The following is a 15,228-nucleotide window of genomic DNA, read 5'->3' on the forward strand; positions in this document are numbered from 1 at the left end:
CCGACAATCATCCATACGGGCGGCCGCACCGGACGGCTGTTTCACCAACTTCTTCGCTGGCGATCGTGGCTGCGGCTGTCTACGTCCGAACCGCATCTCTGCGCCCGCAGCTCCTGCACCAGAAACCACGAAACCTCCGCGGCCGCTGCAGCAACGCTGGCGGTTCGTGCCCCTGCCGGTTCCACCGCATCCAGCAACAGCATCCACTTATCAACGCCTGTTATAGGGCGGATCCTCCGCCAGCGCCCATCTACAGAAGTTAGGGAGTCATTATGCAAACACAACTCATCATCGACAACCAACCCCGAGACGGACGCGAAGGAAAGACCTTCGAACGGCGCCATCCGATGACCTTGCAGGAGGTCCGCGACCGTGATTCGTTCCGACTCGGAGAGAAATCGGGCCGAGATCACGACCGGCCTTTGATGCGAGATCGGAGCAACCCTCTTGATGTCTCCTGACTTCAGAACAACGGAGTGGCCGTGGCGCCACCGAGTGCCTGAACTGCGGCTGATTTCCACAATCCGGCAAGCCTCAGAGTTGCCCATTCCCTGTTTCATCAGCTGATTATAGTGAGCCCCTGCAGCGTTCTTTGGAGGGGCGCCCCGCGACCTTCTTGGTCTTTTCATCTCTCCCCATTGCAACTCCTAAAAGCTCAGGTGTTGCAACTGTGAGAGTTGTTTGTAGCTGGTCTGGGACTGGCTGGCAGGATAAGTTATCGGCCCGTTCCACCCCGTGGACGTGACTCATGTTGCAACTGACCCCAGGTGTCATTCGGTCGACTTGTCCGTCCATCGGGGTGGTCCGGCCGGCATCCGTCCGGCCCACCTCGGTAGCTTGATCAGAAGATTGCCCACCCCTTGCGGGGCGTGGCCCATCACAGTGCTGTTCCTTTGGTGACCTCTACCCGGACTGGCGCCGGCCGGTGACGGCCATGACTACATCCGTGAAGAGGAAGGTACGAATGACCGCCATGTCTATCGTCGCGCATGCCCATCCATTTGTCGTGGGTGTCGACACGCACGCCCGAAACCATGTCTACGCCATCCTCGACGCGACCAACGGCGCACTACTGGATACGCAGTCATTCCCCACTACCGCGGCCGGGATCAACCGGGTTATTAAATGGGTCGCACGCCGCACCAACGCTGACGCAGACACCCTCTGGGTCATCGAAGGATCCGCATCCTACGGTGCGATTCTCGCCGGCACCGTGGCTGCCCACGGATTCCCAGTCGCCGAGGCCCCGCGGATGGATGCCAAGAAGAGCCGGGGCGTGGGTAAGTCTGATGCCTTGGACGCCCACCGGATCGCCATGGCCGTTCTGCCCTTGCCCGTGGACAAGCTGCGCCGACCACGCCTTCATGACGGGGTCCGCCAGTGCGTGCGGATCCTGGTCACGGCGCGGGGATCCATGAGCAAGGACCGGACCCGGTCGGTCAACGCGCTCAACGCACTGGTGCGCGGCAACGACTTGGGCATCGATGCCCGCCAGAAGCTCACAAACTCCCAGATCACGGAAATCTCAAAGTGGCGTTCCCGCGAGGAAGAGCTTTCCTTGTCCATCGCTCGAGTCGAGGCCGTGCGGCTGGCCAAACACGTCCTGGCACTGGATGAGCAACTCACGGACAACGAGAACCAGCTGGACGATCTGGTGAAGGTCAGCGAGGCCGCACCGTTGCTGGAGGAGACGGGGTTCAGGGCGATCAGCGCTGCAAAGGGCATCACCGCGTGGTCGCACGAAGGCAGGGTCCGCAACGAGGCAGCATTTGCCTCGCTGGCCGGGGTAAACCCGATCCCCGAGTCCTCCGGGAACACTGTCCGGCACCGGTTGAACCGGGGCGGTGACCGGTCTCTGAACAGTGCCTTACACATGGTCGCGATCGTCAGGATGACCCATGACGGCGAAACCCGCCAGTACGTGGAGAAGCGACGCGCCGAGGGCCGTACAGACAAGGAAATTCGTCGTTGCATCAAACGCTACCTGGCCCGCCGCATCTACCGCACGCTCAGCGCGGCACGGTAGATGCGACGAACCCGGCTTGACAGATATAGAAGAGTCGACCACTAGACGCCAAGCCGTCACAATGGCTCGGTTTTCGACCGTCACCGATACGGGCGCGGCGGCTTCATCCCGACCGGGAAACGCTGTGCCATAAACATGGCGACCATCTCGATCTGGAATCGTCAGGGGCTCATGGACGAGGAGTTCCTGTTCTGGAACAACCAGACCTTCTACCAGCAGATCGGCCTTGCCTGACCGGCCTTGCCTGCCGTAGCTCAGCATCGGCGAGGCGCTGCCTCGCCGATGCTGACTCCAGTCCCCGAATGGATGAATTCGACGACGGCGGGTGGCTAGGTAGCCAGGCGTTTATGTCGAGGTCGCGCCCAGGGAGGCGGACGCCCGGACGCCCTCCAGATCGCGGCCGAAACGCTGTCGCTGCTCGCACAAGGGTGTGCTGCCTCCGGCTCAGACCTGCGGGGTTTGTGCGATGAATCGCTCTGGGCGTTGACCTGGGGAGACCCTGGACTCCGGGGCGAACCGCAGGGTCGGCCAAGCACCATGATTTCCTCTGTACTAATGGAGGGCTGTCAAGGGATGCGAATACCGAGGCCCCAGAGCGGCAGCGTCGCATGACGAACCGTTCCCGAGCCGTTGCGCCTCCGGATATTCGAAGTGGAAAGCTGATCACGGGGCGCCGGGAGTGTATGGCCCGGGCACCCCTCGGGAGGCGAAGACACCATGTCCGCCACCTTTTCGTACATCGCGGCAGCGGAGGCCTTAAAGCAAACCAGCAAGCTCGGCCACTCTCAGGCCGGTATGTAGTTCCCTGCGGGTGAGTCCGTCGGTGAGGTCGGACTCCGTGACTTCCCGGATCCGGCCCAACCTGTAGTAAAGGGTGGAGCGGTGGATGTTGAGTACGCGGGCAGTCTGCTGCGCGTCTCCTCCCATTCTCAGGTAGGAGTCCAAGGTATGGACGAACACTTCGCCCAGGTTCGATGACAGTAGCCGCTGAAGACCTGCAGGAAGATCCTCCAGCGTGATTTCGTCGAGGGGGAGCCGCAGCAGGATCTTGTCGATCCCCAGGTCGTCCCAGTAGGCAGCAGCCGGTCCGGCGGCTCCCATGCAGGCGACGCGCCACGCGTCCAAAGCACGATTATAGGAGCGGTGTACTTCGTGGAGCCCCTCCACCATGGGGCCGATGCCCACCCGTACCGCCCGAAGATCGGCGCGGTCAAGGATCCGTTCGGCGCGGCCGCGGACAACCCGCCTCAGAAAGATCAGCACGCCGACTCCCTCGTCAAGTCCTGCTCCAACCACCGATGCAGTTGAGAACCGCCGGATGTAATCCAGGACGACCTCTGCCGCCCTGGCTGCCAGGGACGAAAGGGCGCTGTCTGCGTTCGGGGGCGCCGCCAAGACCATCGCGCAGTACTGACTGGCGCGGCCTACAAGGCGCTCATGCAGGAGCGCCTCGGCCGCAGCGGCTCGTCGACGACCGTCTTCGCCAAGCAGGTCTTGAAGGAGGAGCTTCGCCCGTGCCTGGACGCCCTCTTCATGCCGGATTTGGGCTGCAAGCGTCAATGCGAGGCGCGGAGCCCGCTCCTTGATGAGGTCGAGTTCCCGGGGCGGCATGACTTCGTCGTCAGACAGGATAAGGAGCACATATCCCACCAATCGCCCCTCGCTGTGCAGGGCAACGAGGACGCGGACGCCGAGGTTGGGAACTGTGGATATGTGAAGGTCCCCGACCCTATTAAGGAGCGGGTACCAGTTGTCGCTGTGGGCCAGGACGAACGACAGGCGCGACCGTTCTTCCTCTGACTGATGGAACGTGTAGGCCACAACGCGGAAGCGATCGTCGAGCACGAACAGCCGGCGCCCCAGAGCGTCGGAAAGCTCGGTTAGGAAGTCGCTCAGCTCTGAAGGATCACCCACTCCATCACAGTAATCCAAGCCTCAGGCATTCCGACACGGTGTCTGAATATGGCGTCTGCATTTCCGCTGCCGGTCCGAAGATTTGCCCCAAACTGGCGGCCTACTGTGGTCTACATCACCGCAAGGCTCCCCGGCAGTACTCCGTCGGAACCGGGCGGGATCCCCAAGTCAATGGACTTCGATCTGTTCCACAGATGGTCCGCACGCCAGTCATCCGTATCGGAGGAAGAAATGACCACTACAGCTTTGGATCTGAAGCGCTATCCCATGTATATCGGCGGGCGCTTCCGGGAGAATTCCACTGGAGCCACGTTCGACACGATTAACCCGTTCACTGAAGAGCCTTGGGCCACCGTCGCCGAGGGAACGGCCCAGGATGTCGATGACGCTGTCAACGCCGCACGCGCGGCACTTGAGGGCGAGTGGGGTGCCATGACCGGCTTTCAGCGCGCGGACTTGCTCCGGGTGCTGGCGACGCTCATCAGCCAGAACGCAGAGAAACTGGCCGAGGCCGAGGTGGCAGACTCCGGCAAGCTCTACCGCGAGATGATCGTCCAGGTTCGCTCGCTCTCGCGCTGGTTCACCTACTTCGCCGGCGCTGCAGACAAGCTTGAGGGCAAAACCATCCCGGCTCCCAACCCGGATCATCTCGTCTACACCAGCCGCGAACCCGTAGGAGTCGTGGCAGCCATCACGCCATGGAACGCGCCACTGCTGCTCCTGGCCTTCAAACTCGCACCTGCTTTGGCTGCAGGCTGCACAGTGGTGGTCAAGCCATCGGAGCATGCATCAGCCTCGACCCTCGTGTTCGCCCAACTGGTCCACGAGGCGGGATTCCCCGACGGAGTGTTCAACGTCGTCACAAGCAGCGATCCCCGCCTCGGAGCTGCCCTTTCGGGCCACCCGGGGGTGGACAAGGTCGTCTTTACGGGTTCGACGTCGACGGGCCGCGCAGTCGCGCAGGCCGCCGCCGAAAACCTCAACGGCGTCACGCTGGAGTTGGGAGGCAAGTCCCCCCAGATCGTCTTCGCCGACGCCGACCTCGACGAAGCCGCCACAGGCATCGTTTCAGGCATCTTTGCCGCTGCCGGGCAGACCTGCATGGCCGGTTCCCGGCTCCTGGCCCACCACTCGATCCTCGATGACCTGGTCCGGCGCGTCGTTTCCCTCACGGCCGCCATTAAGACAGGTGACCCTATGGACGTTGCAACACAGCTTGGACCAATCGCCAACAGGCAGCAATACGAGCACGTCATCGCGATGTTGAGCCAAGCGGCCGCGGAGGGTGCCACATTTGAAATCGGCGGGGGAGCCGACCCGGCGCGCGGGGGGCTGTTCGTACAGCCGACAATCGTCAGCGGTATCAACAATTCGATGGGCATCGCCCGTGAGGAAGTCTTCGGTCCGGTCCTGACGGTCATGGGCTTCGATAGTGAACGAGAGGCTGTCAGGATTGCAAACGACACCGCCTACGGGCTCGCCGCGGGCGTCTGGACAGCGGATATTCGCCGGGCCCATCGGGTCGCCGCACGAGTCAAGGCCGGAACGGTGTGGATTAATACCTACCGCTCGGTGGCCCCTAGTGTCCCATTCGGTGGGTTCAAGGCGAGCGGGATGGGACGGGAAAACGGAGTGGATTCTGTTCTCGACTACACGGAGACCAAATCCGTGTGGGTTAACCTCGGTTCCGCCCGCAAAGATCCGTTCGTCCTCGGCTAAGCAACCCTCTTTACACAGAAACGAGTTACATCATGAATGGTGAGTTCGCCGACAAGACGGTCGTCATAACTGGCGCAGCGCAGGGAATCGGCCGCGCCTATGCGGAGGAAATATCAGCGCAGGGAGGTCGGGTTGTACTATGCGATATCAACCTCGACGCAGTCACGTCCACGGCCGATGAGCTGCGGGCCCGCGGCCTTAGCGCAACCGCGCACCGTGTGGACGTGTCATCCCTCGAAGCCTGCAAGGACTTCGCTGCGGAACTGGAAGTGACCTACGGAGCCGTAGACGGGCTGGTAAACAACGCCGCCGTCTTTTCATCGTTGACGCTGAAGCCCTTCTGGGAAATCGACAGTGCGGAATGGGACCTCGTGATGAACGTCAACGTTCGGGGCACGTGGGCCATGGTGACCGCCCTGCTGCCGTTGTTGGAGAAGTCCGATGCCTGCAGCGTCGTGAACATTTCATCCGACGCGGTATGGATGGGCAAGCCCGGCTACGCGCACTACGTGGCAAGCAAAAGCGCCGTCTACGGCATGACCCACGCCATGTCGAAAGAGCTTGGGGACAAGGGGATCCGAGTCAATTCGGTGTCCCCGGGACTGGTCATGACAGAAGTGCCACGTGGGACTTTCACGCCGGCCCAGCGCGATTCCATACTGGCTTCCCAGGCCCTTCAGCGGTTCGCAGGCACCGATGACATCGTCGATGTGGTCACCTTCCTGCTGTCGGAGCGGAGCAGGTGGATGACAGGACAAACCCTTCACGTCAACGGCGGCTCCATCCATCCCTAAGCAGTGCGGCTAATATCAACCGGAAAGATTTCTATGAACAACGAATCGGACGATCAGCTCATTCTTCTGGGTACTGCAGCGGGCAGGACATGGTACGGCGGCACTCCGAGGGCAGGCATTGCAAGTGCCGTTGTCGTGTCAGGATCCGTCTATCTGGTCGATTGTGGCTCGGGAGCAGGCCGGCGCTTGTCCGAGGCTCATGTGGGAGGTGCCAAGGGCCAGGCTTTTTCCGGTCTGGAGGCTCTCCGAAGCATCTTCATCACCCATCTGCATTCTGACCACACTGTGGGGCTAGCCGAGCTCCTGACGTTCGGTCTCGGTGAAGGGCTTGGTCGAGGCGCGCACCCCGTGACTGTGACCGGGCCCGGCCCGCGTGGCCGGATCCAGCCCTTGGCGTCCCATGCTGTCCACGAACCTGCCGTCGTGAACCCCGCAGATCCCACGCCGGGCACCCACGGGATGGTCAATGGCCTCTTGGCGGCATTCGCCTCCGACCTGAACGACAACGTCCGAGACAGCCTAAGACCGAGCCCGGCGACGATACTCCAGGTCAAGGAAATCGCACTGCCCCCGGAGGTGCTCGCCGACCCTGACACCGACGTCGCTCCTGCCATGGAACCCTTTGAGGTATACGACGACGGGAACGTACGCGTGCTGGCCACCCTTGTTCAGCACGCACCCGTGTTCCCGGCATTCGCTTACAGGTTGGAAACCGGGAACGCGTCTGTCGTCTTCTCAGGGGACACCTCGCCGAGCGGGAACTTGATGCGTCTGGCTCAAGGGGCAGACATCCTCGTCCACGAAGTCATTGATCCCGAATGGGTCAGAGACCTCTTCCAAGGACGGGATGACCCGGCTGCCCTGGCGAAGCAGCGTCACCTTCTTGAATCCCACACACCGGTGGGTGCTGTGGGCGCGATCGCCGAGCGTGCAGGGGTCGGGCATTTGATCCTCTCCCACCTCGCCCCCGCATCGCACCGCGACGACGACTGGCTCTCCAGGGTCCAGGGCTTTTCAGGGCGGGTGTCGGTGGGGCATGACCTGGATGCCTTCACCCTTGGGCACGTCCCTGCACCCCGTCCTTCCTGAGGCAGCGCCGAAGGACAAAACATTTCACCGTCTACGAAGGAGTAGATTCCTATGGTCCACCACACCCAAACCACCCGGTCGACGCTCCGGCCCGGCGCATCGCAGCGCTCGGATCCAGCCTCCTGGTCTCCGGCCAGACGCAGGCGCTACGTGTGGCTCGTGACCGCGCTGATGTTCCTTCTCATGACCCTCAACTGGGCGGATAAAGCAGTCATCGGACTGGCAGCCGTGCCAATGATGCGGGACCTGGGGATATCACCCGAGGCCTTCGGCCTGGTCGGCAGTGCCATGTTTTTCACTTTCAGCATCGCGCAATTGGTAGCGGCCCCGATTATCGACCGAGTGCCCACCAAGTGGATAATGCTCACACTCTGCCTGCTGTGGTCGGTGGCCCAGATACCGATCATCGTGTCCGCCAGCCTCCCCGCCCTGTGGATCGGCCGGCTCATGCTGGGAGCCGGTGAGGGGCCTTTGGCCCCTGTCCTCCTTCACGGCATCTATAAATGGTTCCCAGAGAAGAAAAGGGCAACACCGGCGGCCCTGGCCTGTTCCGGCACCACCCTCGGGATCGTAATCGTCGCCCCAATGCTTGCCTGGGTCATCGGCCAGTATGGCTGGCTCGCCGCCTTCGGAACCCTCGCGGTGGCAGGAGTTATCTGGTCTGCCATCTGGCTGGTCGCAGGCAAGGAAGGCCCCTACACGAGCCACGCCGCCGAGATCGCCCTTGACGGTGCTGGTAACGAGACGTCCGGACAGGAGGCCAGGTACGACGCACCGGACTCTTCCACACGGGTCCCCTACCTGCGGACGATTCTCACCCCGACGTGGATTTTCTCGGTCCTGGCGGCGTTCGCCGCCTACTGGACATTTACTGTGGCCATGTCCTGGGGACCGGCTTACTTCGAGACAGTTCTCAAGGTGACCAGCCAAGAGGCCGGAACACTTATTGCGCTCCCCGCAGCGTGGGGAGCCATTGCCACCGTCGGACTAAGTGCACTGACCCAGCGCCTGCACATCCGCGGCGTGCCAACCCGGCGGTCCAGGTCATGGGTGCTTGGAGCAGGGACAATCCTCTCGGGAGCCACGCTCCTGGGCGCTGTATACACGCCAAATCCCGTAGTGGCAATAGGTCTGATGGTGGTCGGCTTCGGCACGGCCCCGGCCCTCTTCGTGATCACGCCCTTGATTGTTTCGGAGTTGACCACCGCCGCCCAGCGGGGAGCAAACCTCTCGATTGCCATCGCGTTCTTCACCGCGGGAGGACTTTTCGCTCCAGCCGTCTCCGGCTTCATCATTGGCGGGTCGCAGACCGCGGCAACCGGGTATGCCACCGCATTCGCGTTTGCCGGCGCCCTCACCCTCGGCTCAGGATTGCTCTGCTTCCTCTTCGCCAACCAACAACGCGAACGCCGACGGCTGGGAATCGAAGGAGAGTCGATCGCGACCGTGCCCGTTCACGGCTGACGCGCTCTCGCGTCGCCTGAACCCGCTGCGGCGTCAATCATGGTTACCAATCCTAGGTGCGGTGACGGGCGCAGGCTCATCCGGCGGCGGGCGTGGCCTTCAGCGGGACGGGCACCAGGTCCTGGAGTTCCTCGAGGGTGCAGCCGAAGGTTTCCCGGACGGTGACGCCGTCCGGGCCGGTGAGGAAGACGCCCTTGTCGGTATAGACCCGGGTGACGCAGCCGACGCCGGTGACCGGGTAGGTGCAGGCGTCCACGATCTTGGAGGCACCTTCACGGGTCAGGAGCGTCATCATCACGAAGACATCCTTGGCGCCGGTGGCCAGGTCCATGGCACCACCGACGGCGGGAATCGCCCCGGGTGCGCCGGTGTGCCAGTTGGCGAGGTCACCGGTGGCGGAGACCTGGAAGGCGCCCAGGACACAGATGTCCAGGTGCCCGCCGCGCATGATGGCGAACGAGTCCGCGTGGTGGAAATAGGACGCACCCGGCAGCTCGGTGACGGGGATCTTACCGGCGTTGATGAGGTCCTCGTCGATGTCCTCGCCCTTGGCTTCGGGGCCCATGCCGAGCATCCCGTTCTCCGTGTGGAGGGTGATGTTCTGTTCCTCGGTGAGGTAGTTGGACACCAGGGTGGGCTGGCCAATGCCCAGGTTCACGAAGGACCCGGGTGCGATGTCCTTAGCCACGAGCCGGGCGAGGTCGTCCCGGCCCAGGGGCGTTTCGGAGGTCTTGAGGCTCTCTTGGGTGATGCTCATCTCAGGCCGCCTTTTCTGCCGTGTTGGAGGTGCCTGGGCCGCTGCCGGCAACCTTGACGATGCTGTTGACATAGATTCCCGGGGTCACGATGTTTTCCGGGTCCAGCGCCCCGGTGGGCACGATCTCGGACACCTGCACGATGGTGTGCTTCGCGGCGGCGGCCATGATGGGGCCGAAGTTCCGGGCCGTCTTGCGGTAGACCAGGTTGCCCTTCCCGTCCGCCTTCAGGGCCTTGATCAGGGCGACGTCGGCGTGGATGGGGGTCTCGAACACCTGGCCGCGGCCGTCGATGATCCGGGTTTCCTTGCCTTCGGCGAGCATGGTGCCATAGCCGGTGGGGGTGAAGAATCCGCCGATGCCGGCACCGGCCGCGCGGATCCGCTCGGCGAGGTTGCCCTGCGGCACGAGTTCCAGCTCGATCTCGCCGGCCTTGTACTTGGCGTCGAAGTGCCAGGAATCGGATTGCCGCGGGAAGGAGCAGATCATCTTCTTCACCCGGCCTTCCTTGATCAGCAGGGCCAGGCCCTGGTCGCCCTGCCCGGCGTTGTTGTTCACCACGGTCAGGTCCGTGGCGCCGCACTCGAGCAGGGCATCGATCAGTTCGAAGGGCTGCCCGGCATTGCCGAAGCCGCCAATCATCACGGTGGAGCCGTCCTTGATCCCTGCCACGGCCTCCTGGACCGAATCAACAAAGTTCAGCATGGCTTATGCCTTTCCATTTGAAGCAGACACGTTTTCGAGGACGACGGCCAGGCCCTGCCCGACGCCGATGCAGATCGCGGCCACACCCCAGCGTTCACCGGAAGCCTGGAGGCTGCGGGCGAGGGTGCCCAGGATGCGGGTGCCGGAGGCGCCGAGCGGGTGGCCCATCGCGATGGCCCCGCCGTGGCGGTTCACGATGGAGTGGTCGATGCCCCAGGCGTTGATGCACGCCAGGGACTGCGCGGCGAACGCTTCGTTAAGTTCGACGGCGCCCACCTGGTCCCAGCCGATGCCCGCCTTGGCGAGGGCCTTGTTCGCCGCCTCGACGGGGGCGTAGCCGAAGTACTGAGGGTCGTTGGCGTGCGCGCCGCGGCCGGCGATCCGGGCCAGCGGGTCCAGGCCGAGCAGCCCGGCGGCAGCCTCGGACCCGATCCAAGCCGCGGAGGCGCCGTCGGACAGCGGGGAAGCATTCCCTGCGGTGACCGTGCCGTTCTCGGCCCGGAACACCGTCTTCAGGCCGGCGAGCTTCTCCGCGGACGAACCCGGGCGGATGCCCTCGTCCCGGACCAGGTCCGTGCCGGGGACCGGGGTGACCAGGTTGTCGTAGAACCCTTCGTCCCACGCCGCGGCGGAGAGGTTGTGGGAGTTCGCGGCGAATTCGTCCTGCGCCTCGCGGGTGACGCCGTACTTCTCGCGGAGCCGCTCGGTGGCCTCGCCCAGGGAGATGGTCCATTCCTTCGGCATCGCCTTGTTCACCAGGCGCCAGCCCAGCGTGGTCGAGGCCAGGGTCATGTCACCGGCCGGATACGGCTTCTCCGTCTTGGGCAGCACCCAGGGGGCACGGGACATCGACTCGGCACCACCGACAAGCATCAGATCGGCGTCGCCGGCGTTGATCTGGCGGGACGCGATGATCGCGGCATCCAGCGAGGAGCCGCAGAGCCGGTTCACCGTAGTGCCCGGGATCGAGACCGGGAGACCGGCGAGCAGCGTGCCCATCCGGGCGATGTTCCGGTTTTCCTCGCCGGCGCCGTTGGCGTTGCCGAACACCACCTCGTCAATCCGTTCAACATCCAGTCCCGGTGCCCGCTTCACGGACTCCTTGATCACGTGCGCGGCAAGGTCATCCGGACGGACAGCGGCGAGGCCGGAGCCGAACTTGCCGAACGGGGTGCGCACGGCGTCGTACACAAAAGCCTGATTCATGGTCCTATCCATCTCAATCTATTTCTGTCATTCAGAGCTGCCCACTTGGGCAAGTGTTGGCACCGCGGCACCTGCTACAAATTGGCCGTGGCCACGCAGGCAACGCACCGGCCAGTTAGCAGCACTGCCCGCTGCATGTGGCTTGGCTGGGCGAGGTGGGTGTTAGACGGGATTTGTTCCGACGGTGAGCCCACCGCATACATACAGGGTTTGGCCGGTGATGAAGCCGGAGCGCTCGTCCAGGAAGAAGCCTGCAGCGTTGGCTATGTCCTCCGGCTGGCCGAGCCTTCCCACGGGAACAGATGAAACGATGGCCTTTGTCCGCGGCGAGTCTTCCGGGTTCGCCTTCATGAACAGTTCCGTGGCGATGGGCCCTGGTCCAATTGCGTTAACGGTGATTCCCTCTCGGCCTAGTTCCAAGGCCCAGGTGCGGGTCAGCCCGATAAGACCGGCCTTGGCGGCCGCATAAGCAGTGCGCAGTTCCTTTCCAAGTGCCGCACGCGAGGACATATTGACGATCCGACCGAACCCGGCTTCCGTCATGCCGTCGAGGACGCCCTGAGTGCACTGTATGGCGCACCGAAGGTTCAGCGCATGTGATTGATCGAGCTGGGTCAGGGATTGCTCACGGAGTGGGGCGGGGAAAACTGCGCCGACGTTGTTGACCAGCCGAGTGATTGGACCTTCCGACAGGGCAGCCTCGAGGGCTTCCGCTGTGCTGTCAACGTCGGAGAGATCCGCAGTGATTGAACGGCCGAGGTCCGTGGGCTGCTTGTCTATGACCACGACCTCCCACCCCTGCGCCAGCCCGTGCGAGGCAATGGCACGACCGATTCCAGAGGCACCCCCGGTAACGAGGAGACGTTCTACCATGACAATTTTCCTTCCTCCACGCACGTCGGCATGCGCGGAACTTGGTTGCGGCGGTGCAACGCGTTCTTTTCAGTATGCCCGGAAAGAAGGGTGGATAACGCGGCCATGCGATACCAATGCGGAGTAAAATGATCTGGAATTCGGAATAATCACAGGTTGCGAAGGGGCGAGGAAGTGGAAGTAAAGGATCTTGAGGCCTTTGCCGTGGTGGCCGAGGAGCTGCATTTCGGTAGGGCGGCCGCCCGGCTGCACATGTCGCAACCCCCGCTAAGTGCACGCATCAAGCAGCTGGAACAAAGTTTGGGCGTCCAGCTCTTCGAACGAAGCACCCGTACGGTGGCACTTACGGATGCAGGGTCCAGGCTGTTGATCCCGGCGCGTAAGGTACTCAGTCAAGTTTCTGCCGTCCAGAACCTGGCCGAATCAATCGCTGCGGGAGAGCAGGGACGCGTTCGGATCGCGTTCGCCGGCGCTTCGAGTCAGCGCGCCCTCCCAATTCTCACCCGAGCGGTGCGCGAGTCCCACCCGGGCATCGAGCTGCAGCTGGAATCCCAGACCTACGTCTACACGGCATTGGACAAGCTCCTTGAGGGATCTCTCGACCTCGCTTTCGCGCGACTGCCCACGCCGCAGAAGGAACTGGAGTCCCGGGTTGTAGAAGTCGAGAAGATCCTGTGCGCGCTGCCGGAAGGCCATCCGCGGGCCGGCCAGCCGATTCTTTCCTTGGCGGACCTGCATGACGAGGAGTTTGTGAGTTTGCCAGCCGATACAGGTTCAATTCTGCAGGCCACAATGTTCGCTTTGTGTATCACCGCGGGCTTCAGGCCCAAGATCGCCCAGGTCGCTCCGGATTCTGCTACTGCGCTTGCACTCGTTGCTGCGGGTGCAGGCATCACCATCACATTGAGTTCGGTAACGCCAGCGCAGTCCGTCGGAATTGTCTACCGCGAACTGGACGACATTCACCCCAGCCACATGTTCGCCACGCTGACATGGCGCAAGGACGACACATCGCCGGCCCTTGCAGCCGTGCTGCAAGTGTCGGAAGCCGCTCTGCCCACTCCTGACCTTTCTGGTTTCGCTATCAGGTAAGCCCAACTTGGTATTTCAGCTGCGAACAATCTGACACTAGCTTTGGAGATGCACCGGTTAGGACCAGCGCCCCGCGCCACCCTGACCAGCCGACGATGACTCGACAGGGCTGGCGAGGACTGGGCGCAGTGTGCGTGAGCACTGAGTAGTGCACGGCCCGGTGCAGCATCACATGAGTGCCCCATCCCTTGAGCATAAACAGACAGGTTCACAATGACGTCCCTAAGTGCCTCCGAACGGGAAATCTCCAATGACGGCCCCACTATGCGTGCCGTCGTCAAGACCAGGCCCGAGCGAGGAGTGGAATTCTTCTCCTCGTATGCGGAGCCGAAGGTCTCTACCGGAACTGTGAAGATCCAGGTCGCCGCGGCCTCGGTCTGCGGCACTGACCGGGCACTTTACGAATACTCACCCATGGCGCAGGCATTCAACCTCAATATCCCGGTGGTTCTCGGTCACGAGTGTGCCGGCACCGTCATCGAAGTTGGCCCGGGCGTTGAGTCGCTCCAGGTGGGGGACAGGGTTGCTCTTGAATCCCACGTTGCATGCTGGGACTGCTATCCCTGCCGTACCGGTGACGCCCACAACTGCCTGAACATGGAGTTGCTCGGGTTGCATCTCGATGGGGGTTTTGCGGAACGGCTCGTGGTACCGGCGCCCGCTTGCTTTAAATTACCGGAAGACTTCCCCTTAGAACAGGGCGCCCTTCTGGAACCTGCCGGAGTCGCCATGCATGCCATCCAACGGTCCAAAATTGACCTTTCAGGCGCTGAGGTTGTGATAAGCGGCGGCGGTCCAGTTGGGCTATTTATTGCTGCAATTGCCCAGGCCCTGGGTGCCGGCCGCGTGGTCGTCGTTGAACCTAACTCCTACCGTCAGGGCCTGATAAAAGCGCTGGGAGCTGTGGCTCTTTCTCCCGAAGATGACGTCATTGGGCTTTGCCGCAAGCTGTCCGGGGAAAAGCTCGGATTTGACGTGGCCTTCGAGGCTTCTGGCGTGCCGGCGGCGCTGCCGCCCCTGCTTGAAGCGGTCCGCCGCGAAGCAACGGTGGTAGCCGTCGGAATTCCAGGTAAGCCAATGGAGTTGGACGTCGCAGCGTACCTGATTAAGAAGGGTCTGACTCTTACTGGCAGCTTCGGGCGGGCCCTGTGGGGTACCTGGCACCAGATTGCGGAGCTTGTAGCGGTCGGAAAGCTTGACCTTTCAATGTTCATTACCCACCGGCTTCCTCTTTCTGCTTTCGATGAAGCCATCGACGTCCTCTCCCAGGACGCATGCAAGGTCCTGCTTATTCCGGGCCTTGATGACCGTCCGAGTGGTGACGGTCCCGCCAGGTAACGCCAATTCCAGCGCCCCTATGGCCACGGCATTTGTGCGGCCTGCTGGCAGCCCCGGTAAGCCCTGACGGGAAACCGATAAGTACCCTGATCGTCGCAGCAGGGTACTTATTTTTTGCCCCCCCGATCGGTGGCATGAGTGCTGCGCCCCGGGCCCGCCAAACACTAAGAACGGCCGGCCGGCATCTATTTGAAACAATCGGTCCACGCACTGGCTCAGTAGGTGCTGTCCTTGGGAGAAGGTCTGCCTTGTG

Annotated in this window: 13 protein-coding genes; 7 read left to right on the forward strand and 6 right to left on the reverse strand. The window is 62.7% G+C overall.

What is annotated here, in order from left to right; all coding sequences use genetic code 11:
- Nucleotides 1-41 precede the first annotated feature (41 nt).
- Nucleotides 42-560, reverse strand: coding sequence for a hypothetical protein (locus VXJ37_RS07205; protein WP_331322363.1), 519 nt, complete (start codon nucleotides 558-560; stop codon nucleotides 42-44).
- Between the two features lie 404 nt (nucleotides 561-964).
- Between VXJ37_RS07205 and VXJ37_RS07210 the strand changes: the two genes are divergently transcribed.
- Nucleotides 965-2,026 carry an IS110 family transposase gene (locus VXJ37_RS07210; RefSeq protein ID WP_331322364.1) on the forward strand — a complete coding sequence of 354 codons (1,062 nt, stop codon included), beginning with the start codon at nucleotides 965-967 and terminating at the stop codon, nucleotides 2,024-2,026.
- 756 nt (nucleotides 2,027-2,782) lie between these two features.
- On the opposite strand, the gene VXJ37_RS07215 is transcribed toward VXJ37_RS07210, so the two are convergent.
- On the reverse strand, nucleotides 2,783-3,940 hold the full coding sequence (locus VXJ37_RS07215) for a PucR family transcriptional regulator (protein ID WP_331322365.1): 1,158 nt from the start codon (nucleotides 3,938-3,940) through the stop codon (nucleotides 2,783-2,785).
- 231 nt (nucleotides 3,941-4,171) lie between these two features.
- Between VXJ37_RS07215 and VXJ37_RS07220 the strand changes: the two genes are divergently transcribed.
- Genes VXJ37_RS07220 through VXJ37_RS07235 form a run of 4 tightly spaced genes read left to right on the forward strand, consistent with a single transcriptional unit; the run spans nucleotide 4,172 to nucleotide 9,006 of the window.
- On the forward strand, nucleotides 4,172-5,659 hold the full coding sequence (locus VXJ37_RS07220; protein WP_331322366.1) for an aldehyde dehydrogenase: 1,488 nt from the start codon (nucleotides 4,172-4,174) through the stop codon (nucleotides 5,657-5,659).
- A gap of 32 nt (nucleotides 5,660-5,691) precedes the next feature.
- Nucleotides 5,692-6,453, forward strand: coding sequence for an SDR family NAD(P)-dependent oxidoreductase (locus tag VXJ37_RS07225; RefSeq protein WP_331322367.1), 762 nt, complete (start codon nucleotides 5,692-5,694; stop codon nucleotides 6,451-6,453).
- Between the two features lie 33 nt (nucleotides 6,454-6,486).
- Complete coding sequence (locus VXJ37_RS07230) at nucleotides 6,487-7,542, forward strand: MBL fold metallo-hydrolase (protein ID WP_440589780.1); 1,056 nt, start codon at nucleotides 6,487-6,489, stop codon at nucleotides 7,540-7,542.
- Between the two features lie 51 nt (nucleotides 7,543-7,593).
- Nucleotides 7,594-9,006, forward strand: coding sequence for an MFS transporter (locus tag VXJ37_RS07235; protein WP_331322369.1), 1,413 nt, complete (start codon nucleotides 7,594-7,596; stop codon nucleotides 9,004-9,006).
- Nucleotides 9,007-9,082: 76 nt separating this feature from the next.
- On the opposite strand, the gene VXJ37_RS07240 is transcribed toward VXJ37_RS07235, so the two are convergent.
- From VXJ37_RS07240 to VXJ37_RS07255, 4 genes are all read right to left on the reverse strand, one after another.
- Nucleotides 9,083-9,763 carry a 3-oxoacid CoA-transferase subunit B gene (locus VXJ37_RS07240; RefSeq protein ID WP_331322370.1) on the reverse strand — a complete coding sequence of 227 codons (681 nt, stop codon included), beginning with the start codon at nucleotides 9,761-9,763 and terminating at the stop codon, nucleotides 9,083-9,085.
- A 1-nt stretch (nucleotide 9,764) separates the two neighbouring features.
- The gene (locus VXJ37_RS07245; RefSeq protein WP_331322371.1) at nucleotides 9,765-10,466 is read right to left on the reverse strand and encodes a 3-oxoacid CoA-transferase subunit A; all 702 of its coding nucleotides are present in this window, start codon (nucleotides 10,464-10,466) and stop codon (nucleotides 9,765-9,767) included.
- Between the two features lie 3 nt (nucleotides 10,467-10,469).
- Nucleotides 10,470-11,672, reverse strand: coding sequence for a thiolase family protein (locus VXJ37_RS07250; protein WP_331322372.1), 1,203 nt, complete (start codon nucleotides 11,670-11,672; stop codon nucleotides 10,470-10,472).
- Between the two features lie 162 nt (nucleotides 11,673-11,834).
- On the reverse strand, nucleotides 11,835-12,545 hold the full coding sequence (locus VXJ37_RS07255; protein ID WP_331322373.1) for an SDR family oxidoreductase: 711 nt from the start codon (nucleotides 12,543-12,545) through the stop codon (nucleotides 11,835-11,837).
- A 174-nt stretch (nucleotides 12,546-12,719) separates the two neighbouring features.
- On the opposite strand from VXJ37_RS07255, the gene VXJ37_RS07260 reads away from it, so the two are divergent.
- Both VXJ37_RS07260 and VXJ37_RS07265 read left to right on the forward strand, forming a co-directional pair.
- On the forward strand, nucleotides 12,720-13,637 hold the full coding sequence (locus tag VXJ37_RS07260) for a LysR substrate-binding domain-containing protein (RefSeq protein ID WP_331322374.1): 918 nt from the start codon (nucleotides 12,720-12,722) through the stop codon (nucleotides 13,635-13,637).
- Nucleotides 13,638-13,901: 264 nt separating this feature from the next.
- The gene (locus VXJ37_RS07265; protein WP_331322375.1) at nucleotides 13,902-14,975 is read left to right on the forward strand and encodes a zinc-dependent alcohol dehydrogenase; all 1,074 of its coding nucleotides are present in this window, start codon (nucleotides 13,902-13,904) and stop codon (nucleotides 14,973-14,975) included.
- The last annotated feature ends 253 nt before the right edge of the window (nucleotides 14,976-15,228 follow it).

This window comes from Pseudarthrobacter phenanthrenivorans (assembly GCF_036455295.1).
GTDB classification, from domain to species: domain Bacteria; phylum Actinomycetota; class Actinomycetes; order Actinomycetales; family Micrococcaceae; genus Arthrobacter; species Arthrobacter phenanthrenivorans_C.